Raw genomic sequence first — 24,346 nt, 5'->3', positions numbered from 1 at the left:
CGGCTACCGGGACGGCGACGTGCATCGTACATGCCTGATGTGTCATACACATCATGTGTCCAGTGCACACCCCGCGAGGGCGAGCCGCCGCCCGCAACCGACCACCCCTTCAACGCCCGCGGTCCCCGCAACTCCCCCGGAACGCGGGAGTTGCGGGGACCGTGAATTCCCGGACCTCCGGGCCGGCGCGAGCGGCCTCAGTCCTCCGCCGGAGCCACCCGCCCGGTCAGCGCCGCCAGAGAGTTCCGCACATGCGCCATATGCGCCTGCACCTCCTCGCGCCCCTCCTCGTGCTCCCGCAGAATCCGCTCCGTCTCCCTCACCACCCGCTCCTCCCGCACCCGGGCCTCCGCCACCAGCCCGGCCGCCCGGGCCTCCGCGTCCTCCTGACCGTGACGCGCCGCCTCCTCGGCCTCCGCCAGCGCGCGCCGCGCCCCCGCAAGACCGGCCTCCGCCCGCTCCAACAGCTCCACGTGCCCGGCCGCCTGCGCCGCCTCCGCGTCCGCGAGCTCCTGCCCGGCCGCCTTCCAGCGCTCACCGTGCTCCTGCTCCTGATGCGCCAGCACACTCGCCGTACGGCTCACGGTCGCCGCCATCGCGGCCTCCGCCTCCTCGCGCAGCCGCGCAGCCTCCAGCCGGGCCGCGGCCAGCGCCTCACCGGCCGTCTTCCCGGCAGCGGCCAGCACCTGCTCGGCGTGGCCGTTCGCCGCCGCGCGCATCGCCTCGGCATCCGCCCGCGCCGACTCGCGCAAGGCCCGCGCCGCCGCATCCGCCGCGTCCGTCAGCGCCTGCGACTCCTCCGCGGCAGCCGCCCGGACGGCCTCCGCCTCACGCTCGGCCAACGCCAGAATCCGCTGCGCCCGCTCCCCCAACGACGCGTAGTCCTGCGGCGCCAGCCCTGCCACCACCTCGTCCAGCCGGGCCGACTCGGCCACCAGCCGCTCCGCCAGCTCCGTCAGCCGCGCCACCTGCTCCCGCGCCCGGTCACCCTCCGCCGACAGTGCGGCCACCACCCGGTCCACCTGCTCCGGACGGTACCCACGCCCCCGTACGCCCACGAAGCCGTGCCCGGACACCGGTGCAGCACTCATCCTTGACGCCTCTTTCCGACTCTCCGACCACTGAGCAATACGCCAAGGATGCGGCAATTGGCCAAGAAGTCCGAATCGCTTCGCTGCTTTCCGGACGGAAGCGACCCGCATCACAGCCCACAGAAAAGGTGCGGCGCCCCTCCCCCGAAGGGAAGAGGCGCCGCACCCCGGCACCACCGAGAAGACCCGGGCGTCAGATCAGCCCGTCCCACATCTGCTCCAGCAGCACCGACCACCAGCTCTCCGGCGACGCCAGCGCCGCCGGATCGATCGCCACCAACTGCGCCTGAAAATCGACCGTCCAACGACCCGCCTGCTCAGGGTTCAACCCGAACCGCAGCTGCCACATGCGGCCCAGCAACGCCATCGAACGCGCGAACTCCGGCAGCCCCGTGTTCACGAACTGCGGCGGCACCGACTGCCCGCCGGGACCCGCCTCCACCGGCACGGCCACGATGTTCGCCGTCCCGTACTGCACACAGACGGCACGGCCGAAGTCCGAACCCATCACCAGATACGACCCCGCGTCAGGAGCCGCCTGCACCTGCCGCTGCGCCGCCAGCTCCGCCAGCGTCGGAATCACCGGCTGACCCGGCTGCGCCCAGAAGAACGGCCCGAAGTCGGCGGGCAGCCCCGCCCACACCAGCGTCCGCGCCACGATCTCCGGCACACCCTGCCGGGACACCGCACGCTGATCGAAGCGCAGCACCCTCTGCGGGCCGAACGTCTGCAGCATCTCCTCCGCGATCGCCTCCGGCGGCACCGCCATCGCCGGCGGCACCTGCGGCAACGGAGCGCGCACCGGCGCCGGACGCGCCGGACCGTCCGCGACCTGATGCAGCTCGCCCTGATGCGTGAGCAGATGCCGCATGCCCTGCTGCCGGCTCGCGTGATCCGTCCCGTACGGCGCGACACTTGTGATCCGCACCTGCGGCCACGTCTCACGGATCATCCGGGCACAGTAACCACCCGGCAGCTCACACGACTCCAGCTCCGTGTGCAGCTCGATGACCTGCTGCGGCGGCACGTTCATCGCCCGCAGCTCGTGCAGCATCTGCCACTCGGGATGCGGAGTGCCCGGCGCCGAACGACGGATCAGCTGCTGCTCACTGCCGTCCGGCCCGCGATACCTCAGCACCGCCTGGTAGCCGGGGCCGACGGTCGGCTGCCCCGCCGGAGCCTGCGGATACCCGTACGCGGGCGGCGGCGTATGACCCTGCGGCGGTACGGGACCGGGGGCCCCGCCCAGCGAACCGCCCGGGCCCATCGGCGCACCGGGAGGACCGGGAGGACCGGGCGGACCGGGCGGCTGCGGAGCCGACGGCCCGACCGGCCCCGGACCCGCGAGCATCGTCGCCGCATGGTGGACACCGCCACCGGCGGGCGGCGGCGTGGAACCGGGCGGCGCGGGCGGCTGCGGCGCACCGGGGGCCCCGGGCGGACCCGGAGGCTGCGGAGCACCAGGCACACCAAGGGCACCAGGCGCACCAGGCGGGCCCGGCGGCCGCGGAGCCGACGGCCCTACCATGCCCGGATCGGCGAACATCGTCGCCGCATGGTGCACATCGCCACCACCGGGCGGCGGCGTGGAACCGGGCGGCGCCGGCGGACCGGGCGGCTGCGGCGCACCGGGCGGGCCCAGCTGCGACACGAGCTGCGTCGGCACATACCCGCCCGCCGGAGCACCCGGCGCACCCGGCCCCGAAGGCGGCGGCAGAGGCGCACCCGGCCGGGCGCCCGGCGTACCGGGAGCACCCGGCGGCGGCGGAGTCGTCACACCACCGCCCCGCGCACCGCGCGGCGGAACGACCGCCTTGCTCGTCGCCTCGTCCGAAATGTCACCGGAACCGGAGCCCCGACCCGGACCCGCCGGGCGGCCCGGCGCCGAAGCACCCGGCACAGGAGCCGGCGGAGTCACCGGACCGCCGTGCACGGGCGCGGCCGGGGCGGCGGGCGCCTGCGGACTCAGGCCCGGCACGATCGCCGTCCGCGGCAACTGGCTGCCACCCGACATCAACGCCGTCGGGGCATCGGCCGACACCGCCCGCGGCGGCACACCCTCGTCATCGGCACCCGAAAGCGGCGGCGCGAACACCGTCGCCGGCAGCGCCACCTCACCCTCGTCGGACCCCGCGTTGGTATCCGTCCCCGCCCACGGAGTCGCCCCCACAGGCGGCTGCGGCACGGACGCCCGAACGCCGGGCGAAGCCGTCGGCTCATACGGAACCGGCCCACCCTGCGCGGCCGGGGCTCCCTGCCCCGCCTCCGCACGCCGGTCCGGAATACCCAGCTTGTCCGCCGCCTCCTGGAGCCACTCCGGCGGGCTCAACAGGAACGACGTCTGATTCAGATCGATACGCTGCGGCGGCTCCGGAGCCGAAGGCGCAGCGCCCAAGGACCCGTACTCCTCCTCGTACCGCCGGATCACCTCACCCACCGGCAACCCCGGCCACAGCGTCGCCTCGCCGCTGTCCCGGGCGATCACCAGGCGCTGGCGCCCACCGTCCGACACCGGACCCTCGGCGCGGTCCTCGGCCCACACGACGAAACCCAGCTCGAACTCACGCACCCGCACCTCGCGGTGCTGGTACGCGGGAACGTCACCGTTGACCCACTCGTCCGCACGCTCCTGCGCCTGCGCAAACGTCACCATCGCGCTCACCCCTCCACCGGGACGGCACGCGCGAAGCCGCCGTCCACCATCAGGTTCGCCACCGTCTCCAGCTCCGGCGGATTCCCCGCGAGACGCTGAAGGAACGCGTCGAAATCGGCGCCGCACGGCAACAACAGGCGCTCCACCCGCTCCTGCACACTCCAGCCGTCCCGGTCACGCGCGTCGTCGTACGCGCAGAACCAGACCGAACCCAGGCCCTCACCCCGGACCTTGACCGTGAGGATGCCGCCCTGGACGAAACCGACCCCCAGATAGTCCTTCGTCAGGTGATCCCGCAAACACTTGTTCACGTACACCAGGTCGTTCACGCCGGCTTCCTCACGCACCGTGAAGAACGGCTGGTCGACCAGCAGACCGAGCTCCGCGTCGAGCGCCGCGCCGACCGGAGCCGAACCGCCCGCCGCCTTCAGGAACGAGCGGTACGCACCCGGCAGCCGGTAACCGAGGTCCTCCTCGACACCCTGGATCTGCTGCTCACTCACCGCCACGGAGCCCTTCGGCAGCCGGAAGTGCGCGGGCCGGGTCTCCTGCAGCGGACGCGTGCCCCGCTTGTTCTGGTCCACCGCGGTCGTCGCCAGCCCGCCGTGATGCCGGAGCAGCGCCTTCACCTCGACCGGCACGAGCTCCATCCGCCGGCCACCTGGCACGTGATGCCACGTCCAGCCGTGCGGGGTCGCCACCGCGGGAATCGTCCCCCACAGCTCATGCCCGCTCGCCGCCAGCGCAGCGTTCGCCGACACATAGTCCGTGAGCCGCAGTTCGTCGACACCGAACCCCTGCGGAGGCTCGGCGATCTCAGCGGCGGCACGCGCATACGGCGCGAAGTCCGGGCAGCCGTTCCCGTCCATACGCACACCCCTGGGGTGGCGGGACGCCCGGACCGGGTCCGGGAAGTGCACGAGCTGCCCGGCGTAGGCCGCATTCGGTGGCGCGGCTTGCTGCCCGAGCCGACCTGTCGTCATGGCGGTTGCCCCCTGCTGCGTCTGGTCTGATGAGGACCGACCTGCCCACGGGGGCGGTCCAGGCACAGCCTAAGCGGTGAGCCCGCCACCGACCCCGCCCCAGTGCCCCACGGCCACTTCCGTCACCAACCGTCACAACAGCGTGACGGACAAGCGACAAACAGGCCACTGAATCGCGACACGCAGACACGTTTCAGCGACCCCGCTTTCACAGGACCCGACACATTTGGCAGGCTGTCACCGCATACACGGGGGCGTGCACATTCGGCAGCAGCCGCTGCGGGCACGGGAGGGACACAGCACCATGCACACCGCACACTCGGCACACACCGTCACAACCGGGGACCCCCGACTGAGCTGGAGCAGCAACGAGACCGGCCACACCCCCCGGCTCACCCACCGCCGCGACGGCATCCTGCCCGCCGTCGCCGCGGCACTGTCCGTACGCGGCGAAACCCTCACCTGCACCGCGGGCAAGGGCGACCAGCCACCCGTACTCCACCACCTCGTCCAGGACTTCCTCGACACCCTCCCCACCGGACAACGCGAACGCTTCACCGGCCGCTGCCCCGAGGCCATACTGCTGTCCCGCCACCTCACCGCCGCCGAAACCGACCGCTCCAAACGAGCCCAGCGCAAACCCCTCACCAACGGCGAAGCCCGGCGCTCCCTCAAACACGCCCGCCTCACCGCACGCCGCATCCGCGAGGACGGCGACCCCCTCCACGGCAGCTACGCCGCACCCTGCCGCTCCTGCACCGTCATGCTCGCCCACTTCGGCGTCCGTCCCGTCGACCTCACCACGACCGGAACGGCGACCACCGCCGAGAAGGGCTGACCGCGCCCCCATGCAGGACCGAACCGACCTCCCCGCACAAACCGGCCCGGCCCACCACGACCGCCACAGCACCACCCGCTTCCCCGTCGCCGTCGACGCCGCCCTGCGCACCGCCGGCTGGCAGCCCGGCCGCTGGGACATCCGCCAGGCCGAGGAATGGGCCGACGCCCTGCGCTCGCACGCCTCCCCCGCCGGACACCAGCACGCCGTCTTCCCCGCCGCCGTCGAAGCATGGGCCGAATTCGGCGGACTGCGCATCACCGCCACCGCACCCGGACGCCAGATCGCACCCCCGGCCGTACGCATCGACCCACTGAGCGGACTCCATCTCGCCCGCACCCTCGGGGACCTCGGACGCGCCCTCGAAACCGAGGTCGCGCCCCTCGGGGAAGAGGGAGACGGACAGGCCGTCCTCGCCATCGACGCACAGGGCCGGGTCTACAGCATCGACCACACCGGGGACTGGTACCTCGGACCCGACATCGACAGCGCGCTCGCCACCCTCGTCACCGGCACCCAGCCCGAACGCCTCACCTCCGGCTGACGCGGGCGGGACGAGACCGCAGGCTGAGGCGGGACGGGACGGAACCTCCGGCTGACGCGGCCGGGAGGGGCAGGCGTCACGGCCGTCGCCTCCCCGCTACGCCCCGCCACCGTCCGGCAGCACCGCCGACACCCGGAAACCACCCGCGTCCGTCGGACCGGACACGAACACACCCCCCAGCCCCAGAACCCGCTCCCGCATCCCCACCAGGCCATTACCCCCGCTCGGCAGCCCCGCATCCGCCGTGGCCGCGTCCGACGGGCCGTTCTCCACCTGCATGGCCACCTCGGAATCCCGGTGCGCCAACCGCACCCACGTCTTCGCACCCGCCGCATGCTTGTGCACGTTCGTCAGAGCCTCCTGCACCACCCGGTACGCCGTCTGCTCCACCTCCGCCGCATACGGACGCGCCTCGCCCTCCACCGAGAGCTCCACGGTCATCCCCGCCGCCCGCGACTCCCCCACCAACGTCTCCACCTCGTCCAGCCGCGGCCCCTCCTCCAGCACCACCGGAACCGACCGCCCGACCGACGCCAACGGCACCTGCGCCACCCGCGCCGCCACCGGCTCACCCGTGCGCAGCACACCGAGCATCTCGCGCAACTCCGTCAGCGCCTGCCGGCCCATGTCCCCCACCAGCGCCGCGTTCCGCACCGCCTTCGCCGGATCCTTCGGCGCCACCGCCTGCAAAGCCGCCGCGTGCACCACCATCAGGCTCACCCGGTGCGCCACCACGTCATGCATCTCGCGGGCGATCCGGTTCCGCTCCTCCGTACGCGCCCACTCCGCCCGCTCCTCCGCACGGTCCGCGAGCAGCGACAACTCCCGCTCCAGCGAATCCGCCCGCTCCCGCAAGCTCTCCATCAACCGCCGCCGCGCCCCTATGTAGAGGCCGAACAGCACCGGCGGCGCGGTCAGGCCCAGCGCCATGAAGAGGGACAGCATCGGGACGTACCAGTCACCGGGCCCGAAGTCCGCGTCGGCGTCGACGCCCTGCCGCAGCCGTACGTACGTGACGATGAACGTCCCCACCAGCGACATGCTCATCAGCACCGCGGTGATCCGCCGCGGCACATCGGACGCGGCCAGCGTGTACAGACCGACCAGGCCCATCAGGAAACCCATCTCGGCGGGCGTCGTCGCGATCGACACCAGCACCACCGCGATCGGCCACTTCCGCCGCACCAGCAGCACGGCCCCCGCGAACAGCCCGAAGACCACCCCCAGCGGCACCGGCAGCCCGGTGTCCCCGGCGAACACCACCCCTTCCAACGCGCACTCCAGCGCCGAAGCCAGCGCCAGCCCTCCGTCGAGTGCGACACTCCGTCGCCGTTCCCACCACCAGTAGGAGCGGGTGGTCGATCCCGCCGCCTCCCGGTCTGCCCCCGTTGCGGTCATGGCATCCAGCGTACGGGCGGGCGCACCTCATTTTCGGGTGACCTGCGCAGCACGTCCCGGCGTCGAACGGATTCGAATGGGCGGGGGTTCGCGTCGACCGAGCGCGGACCTATACCGTCGCGCCGAGGGCCGGTGGTACGGCATAGTGTTGGGTGCCGATCCGGCGACCTGACGCAATGTCCGGTCAGTTCGGCTTTATTCCCCCATGGTGTAATTGGCAGCACAGTAGCTTTTGGTGCTATTTGTCCGGGTTCGAGTCCTGGTGGGGGAGCATCGCGATGCGGGCCCCGATCTCACCGGTCGGGGCCCGCACTCATGTCCGTCTCATCGCCCCCCGGTATCCTGCGGATGTCCATCACCCGAAGCCGAAGGGCCTATCCGTGAGCTCCGTACGCCCGGCAGCCGTCGTCGTCCTCGCAGCGGGTGAGGGCACCCGCATGAAGTCGAAGACCCCCAAGGTCCTGCACGAGATTTCCGGGCGCTCGCTCGTCGGTCATGTCGTCGCCGCCTCCCGCGAGCTGGACCCGCAGCACCTCGTCGTGGTCGTCGGCCACGCGAGCGAGCAGGTCACCGCCCACCTCACCGCCGCGGACGCCCAGGTGCGCACCGCCTTCCAGGCCGAGCAGAAGGGCACCGGGAACGCGGTGCGCGTCGGGCTCGACGAGCTGGGCGGGACCGTCGACGGCACCGTGATCGTCGTCTGCGGCGACACCCCGCTGCTGTCCGGCGGGACGCTCGCCGCGCTCGCCGCCACCCACACCGCCGACGGCAACGCCGTCACCGTGCTCAGCGCGGAGGTCCCCGACGCGACCGGCTACGGCCGGATCGTCCGCGACGCGGCGACGGGTGCGGTCACCGAGATCGTCGAGCACAAGGACGCCACCGACGCGCAGCGCGCGATCCGGGAGATCAACTCCGGGGTGTTCGCGTTCGACGGGCAGCTGCTCACGGACGCGCTCGGCAAGGTGCGTACGGACAACAGCCAGGGCGAGGAGTACCTCACCGATGTGCTGTCGATCCTGCGCGAGGCGGGGCACCGGGTCGGTGCGTCGGTCGCCGGTGACCACCGGGAGATCCTGGGGATCAACAACCGGGTGCAGCTCGCGGAGGCGCGCCGGCTGCTGAATCTGCGGCTGCTGGAGCGGGCGATGACGGCGGGCGTGACGGTGGTGGATCCGGCGTCGACGCTGATCGACGTGACGGTGACGTACGAGCGGGACGCGGTCGTGCACCCGGGTACGCAGCTGCTGGGGTCGACGCATCTGGCGGAGGACGCCGAGGTCGGTCCGAATTCGCGGCTGAAGGACACCGTCGTCGGGGCGGGCGCGCGGGTGGACAACACGGTCGCGGACGGGGCCGAGGTCGGCGCCGGTGCGACGGTCGGTCCGTACGCGTATCTGCGGCCGGGCACGCGGATGGGCGCGAAGTCCAAGGCCGGTACGTATGTGGAGCTGAAGAACGCCTCCCTCGGTGAGGGGACGAAGGTCCCGCATCTGTCGTACGTGGGTGACGCGACCATCGGTGATCACACGAACATCGGTGCGGCGAGCGTCTTCGTGAACTACGACGGCGTGAACAAGCACCACACGACGATCGGCTCGCACTGCCGTACCGGTTCGGACAATATGTTTGTGGCACCTGTCACGGTCGGGGACGGGGTGTACACCGCCGCGGGTTCGGTGATCACGAAGGATGTGCCGGCCGGTTCGCTGGCCGTGGCCCGGGGCCAGCAAAGGAATATCGAGGGTTGGGTGGCCCGTAAGCGTCCGGGGAGTGCGGCCGCGCAGGCCGCGCAGGCCGCGGCGGAGGACGCCGGCAGCGAAAGCTGACCGGAAACAGGTGCGTCACGTACGGCGTACCGTGATAGATGCTCACCCCATTTCGGCTGGCTCGTTGCACATCGGGACATCTGCGTGCAGCGCCAGATACACGTCTGAGGAGACTGTGCTGTGACCGGGATCAAGACGACCGGCGAGAAGAAACTGATGTTCTTCTCCGGCCGCGCCCACCCCGAGCTGGCCGAGGAGGTTGCGCACCAGTTGGGTGTGGGCCTCGTGCCGACGAAGGCCTTCGATTTCGCCAATGGTGAGATCTACGTCCGCTTCCAGGAGTCCGCCCGCGGCGCCGACTGCTTCCTGATCCAGAGCCACACGGCTCCGATCAACAAGTGGATCATGGAGCAGCTGATCATGCTGGACGCGCTGAAGCGCGCGTCGGCCCGTTCCATCACGGTGATCGTGCCGTTCTACGGTTATGCCCGTCAGGACAAGAAGCACCGTGGCCGTGAGCCGATCTCGGCCCGTCTGATCGCGGACCTGATGAAGACGGCGGGTGCGGACCGCATCCTCACCGTCGATCTGCACACGGACCAGATCCAGGGCTTCTTCGACGGCCCCGTCGACCACCTCTTCGCGCTGCCGATCCTGGCGGACTACGTGGGCGCCAAGGTCGACCGTTCGAAGCTGACGATCGTGTCGCCGGACGCCGGCCGGGTCCGGGTGGCCGACCGCTGGTGTGACCGTCTGGACGCTCCGCTGGCGATCGTGCACAAGCGTCGCGACAAGGACGTGCCGAACCAGGTCAGCGTCCACGAGGTCGTGGGCAACGTCGAGGGCCGGGTCTGTGTGCTGGTCGACGACATGATCGACACGGGTGGCACGATCTGCGCCGCCGCCGACGCGCTGTTCGCGCACGGTGCCGAGGACGTCATAGTGACGGCGACGCACGGTGTGCTGTCGGGTCCGGCCGCGGACCGGCTGAAGAACTCGAAGGTGAGCGAGTTCGTGTTCACGGACACGCTGCCGACGCCGGGTGAGCTGGAGCTGGACAAGATCACGGTGCTGTCGATCGCGCCGACGATCGCGCGTGCGGTGCGTGAGGTCTTCGAGGACGGTTCGGTGACGAGCCTGTTCGAGGAGCAGTCGTAGCCGCGCTGTAGAAGATCCACTTTGGGTGCGGCCTCCCCGCCGGGTAGACTCAGCGAGTTGCTCGGCGAGGGAGGCCGTACTCATAGGTACGGCGGTCCGTTATCGACGCGCTCTTCGTAGCAGGCCTGTCGTGGGCCGGGTGACCATCCGTAGCTTTGTCACCTTACGAGGAGTGCAGTCATGGCCGAGATCAAGCTCAACGCCGCGGTCCGTTCGGAGTTCGGCAAGGGCGCTGCCCGTCGCACCCGTCGCGCCAACCTGGTTCCCGCGGTTGTCTACGGCCACGGCGCCGAGGCCGTCCACATCACGCTTCCGGCTCACGAGCTGCACCTGGCGCTGCGTACGGCCAACGTTCTGATCGGTCTCGAGATCGATGGCAAGGACGCCCTGGTCATCCCGAAGGCCGTGCAGCGCAACGCCCTCAAGGGCAACATCGAGCACGTCGACCTGCTGACCGTGAAGCGCGGCGAAAAGGTCGAGGTCGAGATCGCGGTGCACGTCGAGGGCGAACTGGCCCCGGGTGGCAACCTGCTCGAGTACGTGCAGAACACCCTGCTCGTCGAGGCCGAGGCCACGCACATCCCCGAGTCCGTCACGGTCTCGATCGCGGGCCTGGACGCCGGTGACTCGATCCTCGCGAAGGACGTTCCGCTTCCGGCGGGTTCCGTGCTGGCCGGTGACGAGGACGCCGTCGTGCTGCAGGTCGTCGCCGCGCAGGCCGAGGAGCCGGCTGCCGAGGGCGCCGAGGCCGCGACCACCGAGGCCTGATTCTCGCCTCACCTGCTTGACTGACGGGGTGGCGGATCTCCGAAAGGGGGCCGCCGCCCCGTTTCCCTGTCTGCCACCCGTCTGTACGCGAGGAGACCGAGCGTGATGTCCGACGCCACTGACCCCTGGCTGATCGTGGGCCTGGGCAATCCCGGTCCTGAGTATGCGGCGAACCGGCACAATGTCGGTTTCATGGTGGCCGACCTGCTCGCGGAGCGGATCGGCGGGAAGTTCAAGCGGGCTCCGAAGGCTCAGGCGCAGGTGCTGGAGGGGCGGATCGGTCCTCCGGGGCCGTTGAGCCGCCGGGTGGTGGTGGCCAAGCCGTTGTCGTACATGAACTTGTCGGGTGGCCCTGTCACGGCGTTGCGCGACTTCTACAAGGTGCCGCTGGACCATGTGGTGGCGGTGCATGACGAGCTGGACATCGATTACGGGACGCTGCGGCTGAAGCTGGGCGGCGGGGACAACGGTCATAACGGGCTGAAGTCGATGACGAAGTCGATGGGGCCGGGTTATCACCGGATCCGGTTCGGGATCGGGCGGCCGCCGGGTCGGATGCAGGTGGCGGATTTCGTGTTGAAGGACTTCTCCTCCACGGAGCGCAAGGAGCTCGCTTTCCTGGTGGACCGGGCGGCGGACTCGGTGGAGTGTCTGCTGGCGGAGGGGTTGGAGCGCGCACAGGGCGCGTACAACTCGTGAGCGGGGCGGGCGGGTGCGAATCCTGACATACCTGCTGGTAACCCTGCTGTTTTCAGCCACGGCTTGACCGATCGCAGGGCTCTGGCCAAGGATCGGCCCCCATGAAGCGGAGCTCCTCCCACCGGGCCGTGCTGTACGGCCGCAGCGCGGCGCTCGGCTGTGTCGTCCTGGTGTTGCTGGTCGCGGGTGTGTGGTCCTCGTGGGACTCGGCGCATCACATCGTGCTGGCCAAGGGCCGTGAGCACGGGACGATGACGGTCACGGGCTGTGGCAGTGACGTGTGCACGGGCCCCTACGCGCCGACGGACGGCGGGGCGGCCCGCTCCCGGGTGTCGGTGGAGAAGTCCGTGGCGGCGAAGAAGGGTGACCGTTTCCCCGTCGTCGTGAAGCCGGGCACCTTCGAGGTCGTACGCACCGGGACGCCGGGCTTTCTGCATGCGTGGGTGCCGTTCGGCGGGGCGCTGGTGCTGGCCGGGCTGGTGATCGGGGGCGGTCTGCGGCTGCCCCGGGTGGGCTGGGGCGCCGGGATCGCGGGCGGGGTCCTGCTCGTGGCGACGTTCATCGCCCTGTGAGAGGCCCCCGCCCGCGTCCGCGGTGATCAGCCGGTGTTGCGCAGTCCGGCGGCGACGCCGTTGACGGTGAGCAGCAGGGCGCGGGCGAGGAGCGGGTCGGCTTCTTCGCCGCGTTCGGCTGCTTCGCGCTGGCGGGCCAGCAGGGATACCTGGAGGTAGGAGATCGGGTCCAGGTAGGCGTCGCGGATGGCGAGGGTCTGCTGGAGTACGGGGTTGGTGCCGAGGAGTTCGGTGTTGCCGGTGACCTTGAGGACTTCCTGCACGGTCAGGGCGTGTTCGGCCTCGATGGCGTCGAAGACGTGCTTGAGCTCGTCGGGGACGAGGGTGTCGACGTAGTGCCGGGCGATGCGCAGGTCGGTCTTGGCGAGGGTCATCTCGACGTTGGACAGGAAGTTCTGGAAGAAGTGCCACTGTTCGCGCATTTCGTCCAGGACGGTGTCCAGGCCGGCTTCGCGCAGTGCCTTGAGGCCGGAGCCGACGCCGTACCAGCCGGGGACGATCTGGCGGGACTGGGTCCAGCCGAAGACCCACGGGATGGCGCGGAGTCCGTCGAGGGAGACGCCGGAGCCGGGGCGGCGGGAGGGCCGCGAGCCCAGGTGGAGGTCGGCGAGCTGGTCCACGGGGGTGGAGGCGAGGAAGTACGTGGGCAGGTCGGGGTCTTCGACGAGCTTGCGGTACGCGGCGTGGGCGGCGTCCGAGACGGTGTCCATGGCCGCGTCCCAGCGGGCCAGGGCCTCGTCGGACTGGCGGGGGGCGGTGTGCAGCGCGGAGGCCTGGAGGGTGGCCGCGACGGTCAGTTCCAGGTTCTCGCGGGCGAGGGCCGGGATGAGGTACTTGTCGGAGATGACCTCGCCCTGCTCGGTCACCTTGATCTCGCCCTCCAGCGTGCCCCACGGCTGCGCGAGGATCGCGTCGTGCGAGGGGCCGCCACCGCGGCCGACGGTGCCGCCGCGGCCGTGGAAGAGCCGCAGGCGTACGCCGTAGCGGTGGGCGACGTCGCGGAGCCGGCGCTGGGCGCGGTGGATCTCCCACTGGGAGGTGGTGATGCCGCCGAACTTGGAGGAGTCGGAGTAGCCGAGCATGACCTCCTGGACGTCGCCGCGGAGTGAGACGAGGCGGCGGTAGGACGGGTCGGCGAGCATCTCGTCGAGGATGACGTCGGCGGCCTTGAGCTCGTCGGTGGTCTCCAGGAGCGGCACGATGCCGATCTTGGCCCAGCCGCCGTGGAGGTCGAGGAGTCCGGCTTCGCGGGCGAGGACGGCCGCGGCGAAGACGTCGTCGGCGCCCTGGCACATCGAGATGATGTAGGACTCGATGACTTCGGGGCCGAAGCGTTCGAAGGCCTGGCTGATGGTGTGGAAGACGCCGAGGGTCTTCTCGCCCGCGGCGTCGAGCGGGGCCGGGGTCGGGGCGAGGGGGCGGCGGGAGCGGAGCTCCTTGGCGAGGAGCTTCTGCCGGTAGTCGCGCGGCATGTCGGCGTAGCGCCAGGATTCCTCGCCGAGGCGGTCGAAGAGCTGGCCGAGGGCGTGATGGTGGGCGTCGGCGTGTTCGCGTACGTCCATCGTGGCGAGCTGAAGGCCGAACGCGGAGAGCGTGCGGATGGTGCGGTCCATGCGGCCGTCGGCGACGATGCCGCCCTTGTGCTTGCGCAGGGAGGTCTGGATGAGGGTGAGGTCGGCGAGGAGTTCGGCGGTGCCGAGGTAGTCGCAGCCGGGGCGGTGGGGGGTGCCGGTGGCGAGGCGTTCGCGGGTGTTGACGAGCTTCTGCCGGATGCAGGTGGCCTTGAGCCGGTAGGGCTCTTCGGCGTTGAGGCGCTTGTAGCGGGGGCTGATCTCGGGGAGTGCTTCGAGGTCGGCCTGGAGGGAGGCGAGGAGCTCGTCGGTGGCTCCGGTGTAGCGGATGGAGTTGGAGAGGAGTCCGCGGAGCTGGTCGACGAGTTCGAGGGCGTCGGTGATGCCGTGCTCGTGCTGGAGGATCAGCACCTCCCAGGTGACGGCGGGCGTCACGTTGGGGTTGCCGTCGCGGTCGCCGCCGATCCAGGTGCCGAAGGTGAGGGGGCGGGTGCCGGCGGGCAGTTCGACGCCGACGCGCTCGAGTTCGGCGGCCAGGTCCTCCAGGACGTCGCCCACGGCGTTGGCGTGGAGTTCGTCGAGGTAGTAGATGGCGTTGCGGGCCTCGTCGGCGGGCTCCGGGCGGGCGACGCGCAGTTCGTCGGTCTGCCAGATGAGGTCGATGTTCTCGGCGAGCCGGATGTCCTGACGGCGCCGGTCGGCGTCGATGACCGGGCTCTCCAGGAGCGCGGCGATGCGGCGCAGCTTGTTCAGTACGGAGCGCCGTGCGGCTTCGGTGGGGTGTGCGGTGAAGACGGGCCGCACGTTCAGGTTCTTGACGGTCTCGCGCAGGTGCTCGGGGTCCGCGTCCTTGAGCCGGTCGGCGGTCCGGGCGAGGAGTCCGCCCTCGGCGGCGCGCCGGTCGCGCATCTCGTGGGCGCGGTGGACCTGCTCGGTGACGTTGGCGAGGTGGAAGTAGGTGGAGAAGGCGCGGACGAGCTGCGCGGCGGTCTCCAGGTCCGTGTCGCCGAGGAGCTGGGCGGCGGCTTCGCCGTCGGTGCGGGTGAGGGCGCGGACGCGCTCCACGAGGTCGAGGAGTTCCGGGCCCTCCTGGCGGACGAGGGTCTCGCCGAGGAGGTCGCCGAGGCGGCGGATGTCGGCGCGCAGCTCGGGGCTTGCGGCGGGGGTCTGGTCGGCACTGCTCACAGTGTGCGGCTCCTTGCAGTGGTTGAGCACGGGATCCGGGACCCGCGGCCGGCTGCGGTGCCGACGCGACCCCCCGGGTGGCAGGGTGCGGACCGCGCTGTCCGACGTGTCCAGGATAGGTGTCCGTGCTGTCGGTGCTGTTCGCGGCCCGAGGGGTGCCGGGTGTTCATCGCGGGTAGGCGTGAGGGGCGCGGCCTTGTAGGGGACCGGTTGGTTCCGGCCGCGTTGTCCTTCCGTGTGGCGGGGCTCGGCGCTGCCATACTTACGATGCCGTAGGTTACGGGTGCGTAGCCCCGGCTGTTTCCCTCGCATTCCTACCCACAGGGGACTCCCCATGAAGTCCAGCCCCGAAGTGATCGAGGCCGCCGACGCGGCTGACGGTCAGGTTCTTCCCCCCGCCACGCTCGGCGGGGACAGCAAGCAGTCGGTCGAGCAGGTCGCGCTGCTGCTGTTCATCGTCGTGCCGTTCGTGGCGCTGGTCGCGGCGGTGCCGCTGGCCTGGGGCCGCGGTGTGAGCTGGCTCGATCTGGGTCTGCTGGTGGCGATGTACTTCATCGGCTGCCATGGCATCACGATCGGTTTCCACCGGTATTTCACGCATGGCTCGTTCAAGGCGAAGCGTCCGCTCCGTATCGCCCTGGCGGTGGCCGGTTCGCTGGCGGTGGAGGGCCCGGTGGTCCGCTGGGTGGCCGATCACCGCAAGCACCACCGTTTCTCGGACGCGGAGGGTGATCCGCATTCGCCGTGGCGGTTCGGCGAGACGCTGCCGGCCCTGCTGAAGGGCCTGTGGTGGGCGCACATCGCGTGGATGTTCGACGAGGAGCGGACGCCGCAGCAGAAGTACGCCCCCGATCTGATGAGGGACCCGGCGATCCGCGGGATCTCCCGCCACTTCCTCTCGTTCACGATCGTGTCCCTGGCCATTCCGCCGCTGGTGGGCGGCCTGGTGACGATGTCGTGGTGGGGTGCGGCGACGGCCTTCTTCTGGGGTTCGCTGGTCCGGGTGGCGCTGTTGCACCATGTGACCTGGTCGATCAACTCGATCTGCCACGCGGTCGGCAAGCGCCCGTTCAAGTCCCGTGACAAGTCCGGCAATGTCTGGTGGCTGGCGGTCCTGTCGTGCGGTGAGTCGTGGCACAACCTGCACCATGCCGACCCGACGAGTGCGCGGCACGGGGTGATGCGGGGTCAGATCGATTCGAGTGCCCGGCTGATCCGCTGGTTCGAGCTGCTGGGCTGGGCGTCGGACGTGCGCTGGCCCGACTCCGCGCGTATCGAGTCCCGGCGGCGCTCCGCTCGGGCCGACGCGGCATGATTGAGGACGTGGCGACCGATGGCAGCGCAAGCAGCGAGAACACCCGTGCACCTTCGCCCCGGCGAGTCCGCCGGGTGCGGATGACGGGGAAGGAACGCCGCGAGCAGTTGCTGGACATCGGTCGCACCCTCTTCGCCGACAAGGGGTTCGAAGGCACGTCCGTGGAGGAGATCGCGGCGCGTGCCGGGGTGTCGAAGCCTGTGGTGTACGAGCACTTCGGCGGCAAGGAGGGGCTGTACGCGGTGGTGGTGGACCGGGAGATGCGTCAGCTCCTGGACATGGTGACGAGTGCGCTGACCGCCGGTCATCCGCGTGAACTGCTGGAGCAGGCGGCGTTCGCGCTGCTGGACTACATCGAGACGTATACGGACGGTTTCCGCATTCTGGTCCGTGATTCTCCGGTGGCCCAGTCGACGGGGACATTCGCTTCTCTTATCAGCGATATCGCCACGCAGGTGGAGGACATTCTGGGTCTGGAGTTCAAGGCCCGGGGCTTCGATCCGAAGCTGGCGCCGCTGTACGCCCAGGCGCTGGTGGGGATGGTGGCGCTGACGGGTCAGTGGTGGGTGAACGCACGCAAGCCGAAGAAGGCGGAGGTCGCGGCCCATCTGGTGAATCTGGCGTGGCACGGCCTGGAGAACCTGGAGTCGAAGCCTCGGTTGATCGGGCATCGGAAGAGTTGAGCGGGGCTGTCCTGAATTGCTCCCTGCCGTGCGCCGGATCCGGACACTGTTCATCGCTAAAACACTTTATTCCCGCTGGTCACAGTTGTAGAGTCTGTGACCATCCCGGGAATGCTTCAGTGTGCACGTGATGCACCTGTGAAGGCGTTTCTCCCGGTTCCACCACACGTACCCCTGGGGGGGCTTTGTCTTCTGTGGAACCCGGCCGTCGTGCCCTGCCCGCGCGCTCGAAGCGCGCCGGCCGGATCGCGGCCTGCACCGCACTCGTTCTCTCGGCCGGCATGCTGCTGGCCGCCCCGGCCTCGGCCGATGACAACGCACCGAACCGCACCGCCGTCGAGCAGTCCGCACCGGCTCTCGACCGGCTGCCGTCCCTGACGCTCCCGAAGCACCCCGCGCAGAAGTCGCGTGCGGCGGCCGTCGAGGGTGCCGCTGCCGCGGTCGTGCCCGCGAAGCCGCGCCTGGACCTGGACGGCGACGGGTACAGCGAAACGATGTACCGCGCGATCGACGGCAAGGTGTACGTCGAGCCGTCGACCGGCGCGGATTCCTACGAGTACTCGATCTACGGCGCGGACGGCGTGCAGTTCAAGGACCTCGTCGCGCCCGGCGATCTGGACGGCAACGGCAGCCCCGAGTTCCTGACGCTGTCCGCCACCGGCACGCTCTCGCTCTACCAGAGCCAGAGCACCGGCAGCAGTTACGCCACCTGGTCCGGCATGGGCTGGCAGGCGTACAACAAGCTGGTCGGCGCCGGGGATCTGACCGGTGACGGGCGCGGCGACCTGCTGGCCCGTACGCCGTCGGGCGAGCTGTACCTGTACGCCGCCAACGGCGCGGTCAGCAGCAACCCGTTCAGGTCCCGGGTCAAGGTCGGCAACGGCTGGGGTGCCTACGACCAGCTGGTCGGTGCCAACGACGTGACCGGCGACGGCATCGGCGACCTCTTCACCCGTACGCCCGCCGGTGAGCTGTACTTCTACGCCGGCACCGGCAAGGCCGCCCAGCCGTTCACCGGCCGGGTGAAGGTCGGCAACGGCTGGAACGGCTACAACCAGATCATCGGCGTCGACGACGCCAACGGTGACGGCCTCGGCGACATCCTCGCCCGGACGACGGCCGGCGCGATGTACTACTACGAGTCGACGGGCGTGGGCAGCTTCCTCACCCGTTCGGGCGGCGGCACCGGCTGGTACGTGGCGTCGCAGTTCGTCGGGGCGGGCGGCAACCCCGACTTCGGCAAGAACGAGATGCTCGGGCTCGACACCCAGGGCAACCTGTACTGGTACTACCCGAAGAACAACGGCCTGCTCGCCGCCCGGCAGCAGGTCGGCAAGAACTGGGGCGGTGCCAACATCACCTTCCCGTCGTCCCTCACCAACAGCGGCCGGGCCGACCTCCTGGAGCTGTACGCCGGGACGCTCTACAACGGCGACTACGTCATCGGCAAGGGCTGGGGCGTCTACAACAGCCTCGTGGGCCCGGGTGACCTCAGCGGCGACGGCAAGGGCGACCTGCTGGCCCGCACCACGGGCGGGACGCTCTACCTCTACCGGGGTACCGGCACGGGTGCCGGGTTCGCGTCGCGGATCACGGTGGGCGGCGGCTGGAACGCGTACAACAAGCTGGTCGGCGCCGGTGACTACAACGGCGACGGACTCACCGACCTGCTGGCCCGCACCACGGGCGGCACGCTCTACCTCTACCCGGGTACGGGCGTCGCGTCCAAGCCCTTCAAGTCGCGCCTGACCATCGGCGGCGGCTGGAACACGTACAAGAAGCTGGCCGCGCCCGGCGACATCAACGGGGACGGCAAGGCCGACCTCCTGGGTGTCGACGGCAAGGGCGACCTCTACCGCTACACCTCGACCGGCACCGGCAAGTTCGGCGCCCGGGCCAGGGTCGGCGGCGGCTGGGGTACGTACGCCAACCTGTACTGATCCACGGCACGACCGCACCATCGCGTTCCAACGGGGCCCCGTCACCGGTTTTCCGGTGGCGGGGCCCTCGCGGACGCTTCACCACGTATCCCTGGGGGGACCATGTCATCTGTGGAATCCGGCCGTCGCGTCGTGCCCGCACGTTCCACGCGTGCGCGCCGCCTCGCGGCCTGCACCGCACTCGTTCTCTCGGCCGGCATGCTGCTGGCCGCCCCGGCCTCGGCCGACGACACCGCACCGCAGCGCACGGTGACCGAGCGGCCCGCCTCCTCGGCGGAGCTGCGGCCGGCCCTGAACCTGCCGGAGCACACCGACCGGCTGCAGGCGGCCTCGGCCTCGAAGCCCCGTGCGGACTTCGACGGCGACGGTTACTCGGACCTCGTCTACCGGAACTACGAATCCGACCTCCGCACCACGCCGAGCAGCGTTGACGGGGAGCACGGCTTCGAGATCCCCGGCAACGTTCCGTCGGCGTTCAAGGACCTCATCCCCATCGGCGACCAGACGGGGGACGGGGTCGCGGACCTCCTGACCCTGTCCCCGTACGGCTCGCTCACCTTCCGTGCGGGCCTGTCGGGCGCGGGCACCGGCAACGCCGGCTGGACCGGCAAGGGCTGGCAGATCTACAACAAGGTGCTCTCGCCCGGCGACCTCACCGGCGACGGGCGCGCCGACCTGCTGGCCCGCACGCCCGCGGGCGAGCTGTACCTGTATCCGGCCACCGGCAACACGAGCACCGCGCCGTTCGGCGCGAGGGTCCTGATCGGCAAGGGCTGGGGCTGGTACGACCAGCTCATCGGGGCGAACGACGTCACCGGGGACGGCATCGCCGACCTCTACGGGCGGACCGTCTCCGGCGATCTGTACTTCTACACGGGCACCGGATCGGCGAAGGCCCCCTTCACGGAGAGCACCCGGATCGGTCACGGCTGGCACATCTACAACCAGGTGATCGGCGCCGACGACCTGGACGGCGACGGCCGCGGCGACCTGATCGCCCGCGCAGTGAACGGTGACGTCTTTGTCTACCTCTCCACGGGCGACAGCGGCGAGCTGGCGACCCGCGTCGCGGGCGGCAGCGGCCTCAACACGGCCTCGCTCCTCGCCGGTGCGGGCGGCAGCCCGGACTTCGGCAAGAACGACCTTCTCGGGCTCGACACCAAGGGCACCCTCTGGGCCTACTGGTCGCTGAACAACGGCAAGCTGACCCCACGCGACCAGTTGAGCAGTCCCGGCGGGTGGAGGGGCGCCAAGCCCTTCTACGCCTCCTCGCTCAACGAGAACGCCCTGGTCGACCTGATGGACGTGCACGAGGGCACGGTCTACAACTACAGCTACGCGCCGGGCGATCCACGTCGGATGAGCAACAGCTGGGGCAGCTACAACCTCACGATCGGCCCCGGCGACCTCACCGGCGACGGGAAGGGCGACCTGCTGACCCGCGACACCGGCGGCACGCTGTACCTCCACCCCGGCAACGGCACGGGCAGCGGTCTCGCCGCGCGGATCAGGGTCGGCGGCGGCTGGAACACGTACAGCGTGATCATCGGCGCCGGCGACTTCACCGGGGACGGCCTCACCGACGTACTGGGCCGCACCTCCGACGGGGTGCTCAAGATGTACCGGGGCACCGGTGACAGGTACCGGCCGTTCCAGTCCCCGTTCCCCGTGGGCCGGGGCTGGAACACCTACACGAAGCTGGCCGCACCCGGCGACCTCACAGGGGACGGCAAGGCCGACCTCGTCGGGGTCGACCGCAACGGCAGCCTCTACCTGTACATCTCGAACGGCTCGGGCCAGTTCGCCCACCCGGTCAGGCTCGGCGGCGGCTGGAACACGTACAGCGTCCTGAACTGACCCACGACGCGCGACCGCGACCGCACGATCGCGTTCCGACGGGGCCCCGTCACCGGTTTTCCGGTGGCGGGGCCCCGTCCGGTTCCAGGAACTCCAGCCGGTTGCCCACCGGATCGTGGCTGAAGAAGCGGCGGTGGCCCGGCAGGTCGCCGTCCCAGCGGACCTCGGCGCCGTGCTCCGTCAGCCGGGCGGCGTACGCCTCGATGTTCCGGACCCGCAGGCCGGGGTGGGCCTTGCGGGCCGGGCGGAAGTCCGCCTCGACGCCCAGGTGGAGCTGGACCGGGCCGGCCCGGAACCAGCAGCCGCCGCGGGCGGCCAGAACGGGGGGCTTGGGGATCTCCGTCATGCCGAGGACGTCGACGTAGTACGAGCGCAGCGCCTCCTCCGAGCCTGCGGGGGCGGCGAGCTGGACGTGGTCGAGGGCGGCGATCATCACTTCTCCCGGTGGGCGACGGCGAAGACGCGGCGGAACGGGAAGACGGTGCCGTGCGGGCCCGCGGGGTAGGCGGTGCGCAGCAGGTCGCGGTATTCGGCGAGGAAGGCGTCCTTGGCCTCCTCGTCGTCGGCGAGGGCGGTGAGGACGGGGCGCAGTGCGGTGCCCTTCACCCAGTCGAGGACGGGGTCCTTACCGGGCAGGAGGTGGAGGTAGGTGGTCTCCCAGACGTCGGCGGTGACGCCGGGTGCGGTGAGGCGGTCCAGGTAGCCGGCGGGGCTCAGGACCGCGTCGGTGTGGCGCAGGCGGCCGTCGAGACGGGTGCGCCAGTGGGGGGACTCGGCGAGCCGGCGCATCAGGGCGTGGGACGGCTGGTCGAAGTTGCCGGGGACCTGGAGGGCGAGGGTGCCGCCGGGGGTGAGGGCGTCCAGCCAGTCGGGGAGGCGGTCGGCGTGGCCGGGGACCCACTGGAGCAGGGCGTTGGAGATGATCAGGTCGTGGGGCTCGTCGGGGGACCAGGCCGCGGCGTCGGCTTCGGCGAAGTCGAGCAGGGCGGTGGCGTGGGTGCGGGCCCGTTCCAGCATCTGCGGGGAGTTGTCGTAGCCGGTGATACGGGCCCGGGGCCAGCGCGCGGCGAGCAGGGCGGTGACGTTTCCCGCGCCGCAGCCGAGGTCGGCGATGCGGGGAGAGGGGGCGGTCGGGAGCTCGGGGACGCGGGCGAGAAGGTCGTGGAAGGGACGGGTGCGGTGGTCCGCGTGGCGCAGGTACTGCTGCGGGTCCCAGGTGGGTGCGGTCATGGCATCCAGCATCGGCCGAAAAGTATCTTGATGTCAAGACACTTGAATTCAAGAGACTTCATGTCGACAGACCCTCTACACTGATCCACATGGAGGACGAGGTCGACCGACTGGTCGCTGCATGGCGCCGAGAGCGCCCCGACCTCGACGTGGAACCACTCGAGGTGCTCAGCCGCGTCTCGCGCCTGGCCCGCCATCTCGACCGGGCCCGCAGAATCGCCTTCGCCGAGCACCAGCTGGAGCCGTGGGAGTTCGACGTCCTCACGTCGCTGCGCCGCGCGGGCGCCCCGTACCAGCTCTCCCCCGGCCAGCTCCTCACCCAGACCCTCGTCACGTCGGGCACGATGACCAACCGCATCGACCGGCTGACCAAGAAGAATCTCGTCGAGCGGCTGCCCGACCCCAACGACCGCCGCGGCGTACTGGTCCGCCTCACCGCCGAGGGCCGCGACAAGGCCGACCAGTCACTGGCCGGCCTGCTCGCCCAGGAGCGTGCCATCCTCGGCGAGCTCTCGCGTCAGCAACGGGGCGAACTGGCCGGGCTGCTACGCCAGTTGACTGCCCCGTTCGACAACATCCCCGGTTAGCGCCGACCCCTCCGCATCGAGGTCGGCGGGTCCTACGCCCGCCCGCCTGGCCAGTGCCACGGCCGCCAGCGTCGAGTGCACGCCGAGCTTCCCCAGCACGTTCTGCATATGGGTGCGCACCGTGTGCGGGGAGAGATAGAGCCGCTCCGCCACCGCCTTGCGGCCGAGTCCCGCCACCATGCAGCGCAGCACCTCGTGCTCGCGCGGGGTCAGGGACTCGACGAGCTGTTCGCTCTCGGTGCGGTGCTTGCGGTCCGCCATCAGCTCCCGCAGTACGCCCGTGAGCAGCGCGGGCGGCAGATGCGTCTCGTCGCGCAGCACGCCCCGGATCACCGCGAGCAGCCGTTGCAGGGAGCTGTCCTTGGCGACCCAGCCGCAGGCGCCGGCCTGGAGGGCGAGCGCGGCCCGGCGCGGGTCGTCCCTCTCGGCGAGCACCACCGTACGCACGGGGGTGCGCAGCGAGCGGATGCCGGCGACCAGGGAGATGCCGTCGACCAGCCCGTTCTCCCCGCTGTTCTGGGCGGGCACCGGGACCGGGCCGGTGGGCGGACGTCCGGGCGGGCGCACGGTGCCCAGCTCGGCGTCGACGAGTATCACGTCGTAGCCGCGGCCCTCGGACGCCGCGCGCTCCAGACAGCGCAGCGCGGCCGGGCCGCTGCCCGCGGCGGCCACGTCGACGTCCGGCTCGGCGGCGAGGGCCGCGGCGAGCGACTCGGCGAAAATGCGGTGGTCGTCGACGACGAGAACCCGGATACGGACCACAGACACCCCCATGCTGTGTGCTTTGGGGGGCGCGACAGGCGCGCGGCCCCCGGCAGGGACGGACCGGCACGGGTACGACGCCCGGGGCGGGGAGCCGAACCGCAGTCCACGGCCGCCGCCGTGCAGCGACTGCCACCCCGTCCGGGCGTCGCACCCGGCGCTCTCGTACCCCTGAATCAGCACCGGCCCCCACCGGCGCTGTGCATCAGGGTACGGGCGGCGGCTCCGGCGGGAGGGGAGATTCGCAGAACTGACGGGCAGTCGGACCGAAGCGGGGTCCTAGGGTGTGGTGCATGTTCCGTCTTGAGACAGAAGTGGACAAAGAACGACGTCAGCTGTTGAACAAGTGGCTGCGTGACGACAACACGGCCCGCTCACCACGGCTGCGCGCCCTGCGCGATACGCCCGCCGCGCTCGAAGTCCCGCTGGAGGTATGGGCGCTGGACGCCGAGGACCGGCTCGTCGCGGGGCTGACCGGCCGGACGTGGGCGCACTGGCTCCATGTGGACCTGCTGTGGGTCGATCCCCGTCTGCGCGGTTGTGGCCTCGGCTCGCGGCTGCTCGCCGAGGCGGAACGGGTGGCCCGCACGGACCGGGCCTGCGCCCGCTCCCGGGTGGAGACGTGGGACTTCCAGGCCCCGGACTTCTACCGGAGGCTGGGGTACGAGGTGAGCGGGCGGATCGAGGACTATCCGCCCGGCCTCACCGAGTTCACGCTCATCAAGGAGCTCGTCTGAACGGCG

Annotated in this window: 21 protein-coding genes and 1 tRNA gene; 14 read left to right on the top strand and 8 right to left on the bottom strand. The window is 70.8% G+C overall.

Annotated elements, in window-relative coordinates; all coding sequences use genetic code 11:
- Positions 1 to 197 precede the first annotated feature (197 nt).
- The 3 genes from ABTX18_RS21600 to ABTX18_RS21590 form a co-directional block, all read right to left on the bottom strand.
- Positions 198 to 1,091, bottom strand: coding sequence for a cellulose-binding protein (locus ABTX18_RS21600; RefSeq protein WP_352124331.1), 894 nt, complete (start codon positions 1,089 to 1,091; stop codon positions 198 to 200).
- A 193-nt stretch (positions 1,092 to 1,284) separates the two neighbouring features.
- Positions 1,285 to 3,744, bottom strand: a complete 2,460-nt coding sequence (locus tag ABTX18_RS21595) for an SUKH-4 family immunity protein (protein WP_352124330.1) — start codon at positions 3,742 to 3,744, stop codon at positions 1,285 to 1,287.
- Between the two features lie 5 nt (positions 3,745 to 3,749).
- Positions 3,750 to 4,727, bottom strand: a complete 978-nt coding sequence (locus ABTX18_RS21590) for an SMI1/KNR4 family protein (RefSeq protein WP_352124329.1) — start codon at positions 4,725 to 4,727, stop codon at positions 3,750 to 3,752.
- Positions 4,728 to 5,031: 304 nt separating this feature from the next.
- Between ABTX18_RS21590 and ABTX18_RS21585 the strand changes: the two genes are divergently transcribed.
- Complete coding sequence (locus ABTX18_RS21585; protein ID WP_352124328.1) at positions 5,032 to 5,565, top strand: YwqJ-related putative deaminase; 534 nt, start codon at positions 5,032 to 5,034, stop codon at positions 5,563 to 5,565.
- Between the two features lie 10 nt (positions 5,566 to 5,575).
- Positions 5,576 to 6,109 (top strand): SUKH-3 domain-containing protein, encoded by a 534-nt coding sequence (locus tag ABTX18_RS21580; RefSeq protein ID WP_352124327.1) that lies wholly within the window; start codon positions 5,576 to 5,578, stop codon positions 6,107 to 6,109.
- Between the two features lie 96 nt (positions 6,110 to 6,205).
- Here ABTX18_RS21580 and ABTX18_RS21575 read toward each other — a convergent pair whose 3' ends face one another.
- Complete coding sequence (locus ABTX18_RS21575) at positions 6,206 to 7,507, bottom strand: sensor histidine kinase (protein ID WP_352124326.1); 1,302 nt, start codon at positions 7,505 to 7,507, stop codon at positions 6,206 to 6,208.
- A 199-nt stretch (positions 7,508 to 7,706) separates the two neighbouring features.
- Between ABTX18_RS21575 and ABTX18_RS21570 the strand changes: the two genes are divergently transcribed.
- From ABTX18_RS21570 to ABTX18_RS21545, 6 genes are all read left to right on the top strand, one after another.
- Positions 7,707 to 7,778, top strand: a tRNA-Gln gene (locus ABTX18_RS21570).
- Positions 7,779 to 7,887: 109 nt separating this feature from the next.
- Positions 7,888 to 9,336: a bifunctional UDP-N-acetylglucosamine diphosphorylase/glucosamine-1-phosphate N-acetyltransferase GlmU gene (gene glmU / locus ABTX18_RS21565; protein ID WP_352124325.1), complete on the top strand. Its 1,449-nt coding sequence runs from the start codon at positions 7,888 to 7,890 to the stop codon at positions 9,334 to 9,336.
- A gap of 120 nt (positions 9,337 to 9,456) precedes the next feature.
- Complete coding sequence (locus ABTX18_RS21560) at positions 9,457 to 10,434, top strand: ribose-phosphate diphosphokinase (protein WP_352124324.1); 978 nt, start codon at positions 9,457 to 9,459, stop codon at positions 10,432 to 10,434.
- A gap of 180 nt (positions 10,435 to 10,614) precedes the next feature.
- Positions 10,615 to 11,202, top strand: a complete 588-nt coding sequence (locus ABTX18_RS21555) for a 50S ribosomal protein L25/general stress protein Ctc (RefSeq protein ID WP_352124323.1) — start codon at positions 10,615 to 10,617, stop codon at positions 11,200 to 11,202.
- Between the two features lie 105 nt (positions 11,203 to 11,307).
- Positions 11,308 to 11,901: an aminoacyl-tRNA hydrolase gene (pth, locus tag ABTX18_RS21550; protein ID WP_352124322.1), complete on the top strand. Its 594-nt coding sequence runs from the start codon at positions 11,308 to 11,310 to the stop codon at positions 11,899 to 11,901.
- Between the two features lie 101 nt (positions 11,902 to 12,002).
- Positions 12,003 to 12,473 carry a hypothetical protein gene (locus tag ABTX18_RS21545; protein ID WP_352124321.1) on the top strand — a complete coding sequence of 157 codons (471 nt, stop codon included), beginning with the start codon at positions 12,003 to 12,005 and terminating at the stop codon, positions 12,471 to 12,473.
- Between the two features lie 26 nt (positions 12,474 to 12,499).
- Here ABTX18_RS21545 and ppc read toward each other — a convergent pair whose 3' ends face one another.
- Positions 12,500 to 15,229, bottom strand: a complete 2,730-nt coding sequence (ppc, locus tag ABTX18_RS21540) for a phosphoenolpyruvate carboxylase (protein ID WP_352124320.1) — start codon at positions 15,227 to 15,229, stop codon at positions 12,500 to 12,502.
- A gap of 334 nt (positions 15,230 to 15,563) precedes the next feature.
- Here ppc and ABTX18_RS21535 point away from each other — a divergent pair, with 334 nt between their 5' ends.
- The 4 genes from ABTX18_RS21535 to ABTX18_RS21520 all read left to right on the top strand — a co-directional run bounded on the left by ABTX18_RS21535 (position 15,564) and on the right by ABTX18_RS21520 (position 21,024).
- Positions 15,564 to 16,544 (top strand): acyl-CoA desaturase, encoded by a 981-nt coding sequence (locus ABTX18_RS21535; RefSeq protein ID WP_352124319.1) that lies wholly within the window; start codon positions 15,564 to 15,566, stop codon positions 16,542 to 16,544.
- Positions 16,541 to 17,227 (top strand): TetR family transcriptional regulator, encoded by a 687-nt coding sequence (locus ABTX18_RS21530; protein ID WP_352124318.1) that lies wholly within the window; start codon positions 16,541 to 16,543, stop codon positions 17,225 to 17,227. The genes ABTX18_RS21535 and ABTX18_RS21530 overlap by 4 nt, the downstream gene beginning before the upstream one ends.
- Positions 17,228 to 17,508: 281 nt before the next feature.
- On the top strand, positions 17,509 to 19,167 hold the full coding sequence (locus ABTX18_RS21525; RefSeq protein WP_352124461.1) for an FG-GAP repeat domain-containing protein: 1,659 nt from the start codon (positions 17,509 to 17,511) through the stop codon (positions 19,165 to 19,167).
- Between the two features lie 102 nt (positions 19,168 to 19,269).
- Positions 19,270 to 21,024 carry an FG-GAP repeat domain-containing protein gene (locus ABTX18_RS21520; protein ID WP_352124317.1) on the top strand — a complete coding sequence of 585 codons (1,755 nt, stop codon included), beginning with the start codon at positions 19,270 to 19,272 and terminating at the stop codon, positions 21,022 to 21,024.
- A gap of 49 nt (positions 21,025 to 21,073) precedes the next feature.
- Here the strand turns inward: ABTX18_RS21520 and ABTX18_RS21515 are convergent, their stop codons facing one another.
- Together ABTX18_RS21515 and ABTX18_RS21510 are read right to left on the bottom strand one after the other, a co-directional pair.
- Entirely contained in the window at positions 21,074 to 21,457 is a 384-nt protein-coding gene (locus ABTX18_RS21515) for a VOC family protein (protein WP_352124316.1), read from the bottom strand.
- Positions 21,457 to 22,254, bottom strand: a complete 798-nt coding sequence (locus ABTX18_RS21510; protein ID WP_352124315.1) for a trans-aconitate 2-methyltransferase — start codon at positions 22,252 to 22,254, stop codon at positions 21,457 to 21,459. Before ABTX18_RS21510 ends, ABTX18_RS21515 begins: the two co-directional genes overlap by 1 nt.
- An 89-nt stretch (positions 22,255 to 22,343) precedes the next feature.
- On the opposite strand from ABTX18_RS21510, the gene ABTX18_RS21505 reads away from it, so the two are divergent.
- On the top strand, positions 22,344 to 22,841 hold the full coding sequence (locus ABTX18_RS21505) for a MarR family winged helix-turn-helix transcriptional regulator (RefSeq protein WP_136328054.1): 498 nt from the start codon (positions 22,344 to 22,346) through the stop codon (positions 22,839 to 22,841).
- Here the strand turns inward: ABTX18_RS21505 and ABTX18_RS21500 are convergent.
- Positions 22,800 to 23,603 (bottom strand): LuxR C-terminal-related transcriptional regulator, encoded by an 804-nt coding sequence (locus ABTX18_RS21500; RefSeq protein ID WP_352124460.1) that lies wholly within the window; start codon positions 23,601 to 23,603, stop codon positions 22,800 to 22,802. The two genes, ABTX18_RS21505 and ABTX18_RS21500, sit on opposite strands and share 42 nt — an antisense overlap.
- A gap of 293 nt (positions 23,604 to 23,896) precedes the next feature.
- On the opposite strand from ABTX18_RS21500, the gene ABTX18_RS21495 reads away from it, so the two are divergent.
- Entirely contained in the window at positions 23,897 to 24,340 is a 444-nt protein-coding gene (locus ABTX18_RS21495; RefSeq protein WP_352124314.1) for a GNAT family N-acetyltransferase, read from the top strand.
- Positions 24,341 to 24,346: the final 6 nt, after the last annotated feature.

The sequence above is a fragment of the Streptomyces sp. NPDC096323 genome, from assembly GCF_040302845.1.
Taxonomy (GTDB): domain Bacteria; phylum Actinomycetota; class Actinomycetes; order Streptomycetales; family Streptomycetaceae; genus Streptomyces.
Note: the sequence above shows the minus strand (reverse complement) of the source record. Positions and strands in the feature narration are given on the sequence as shown.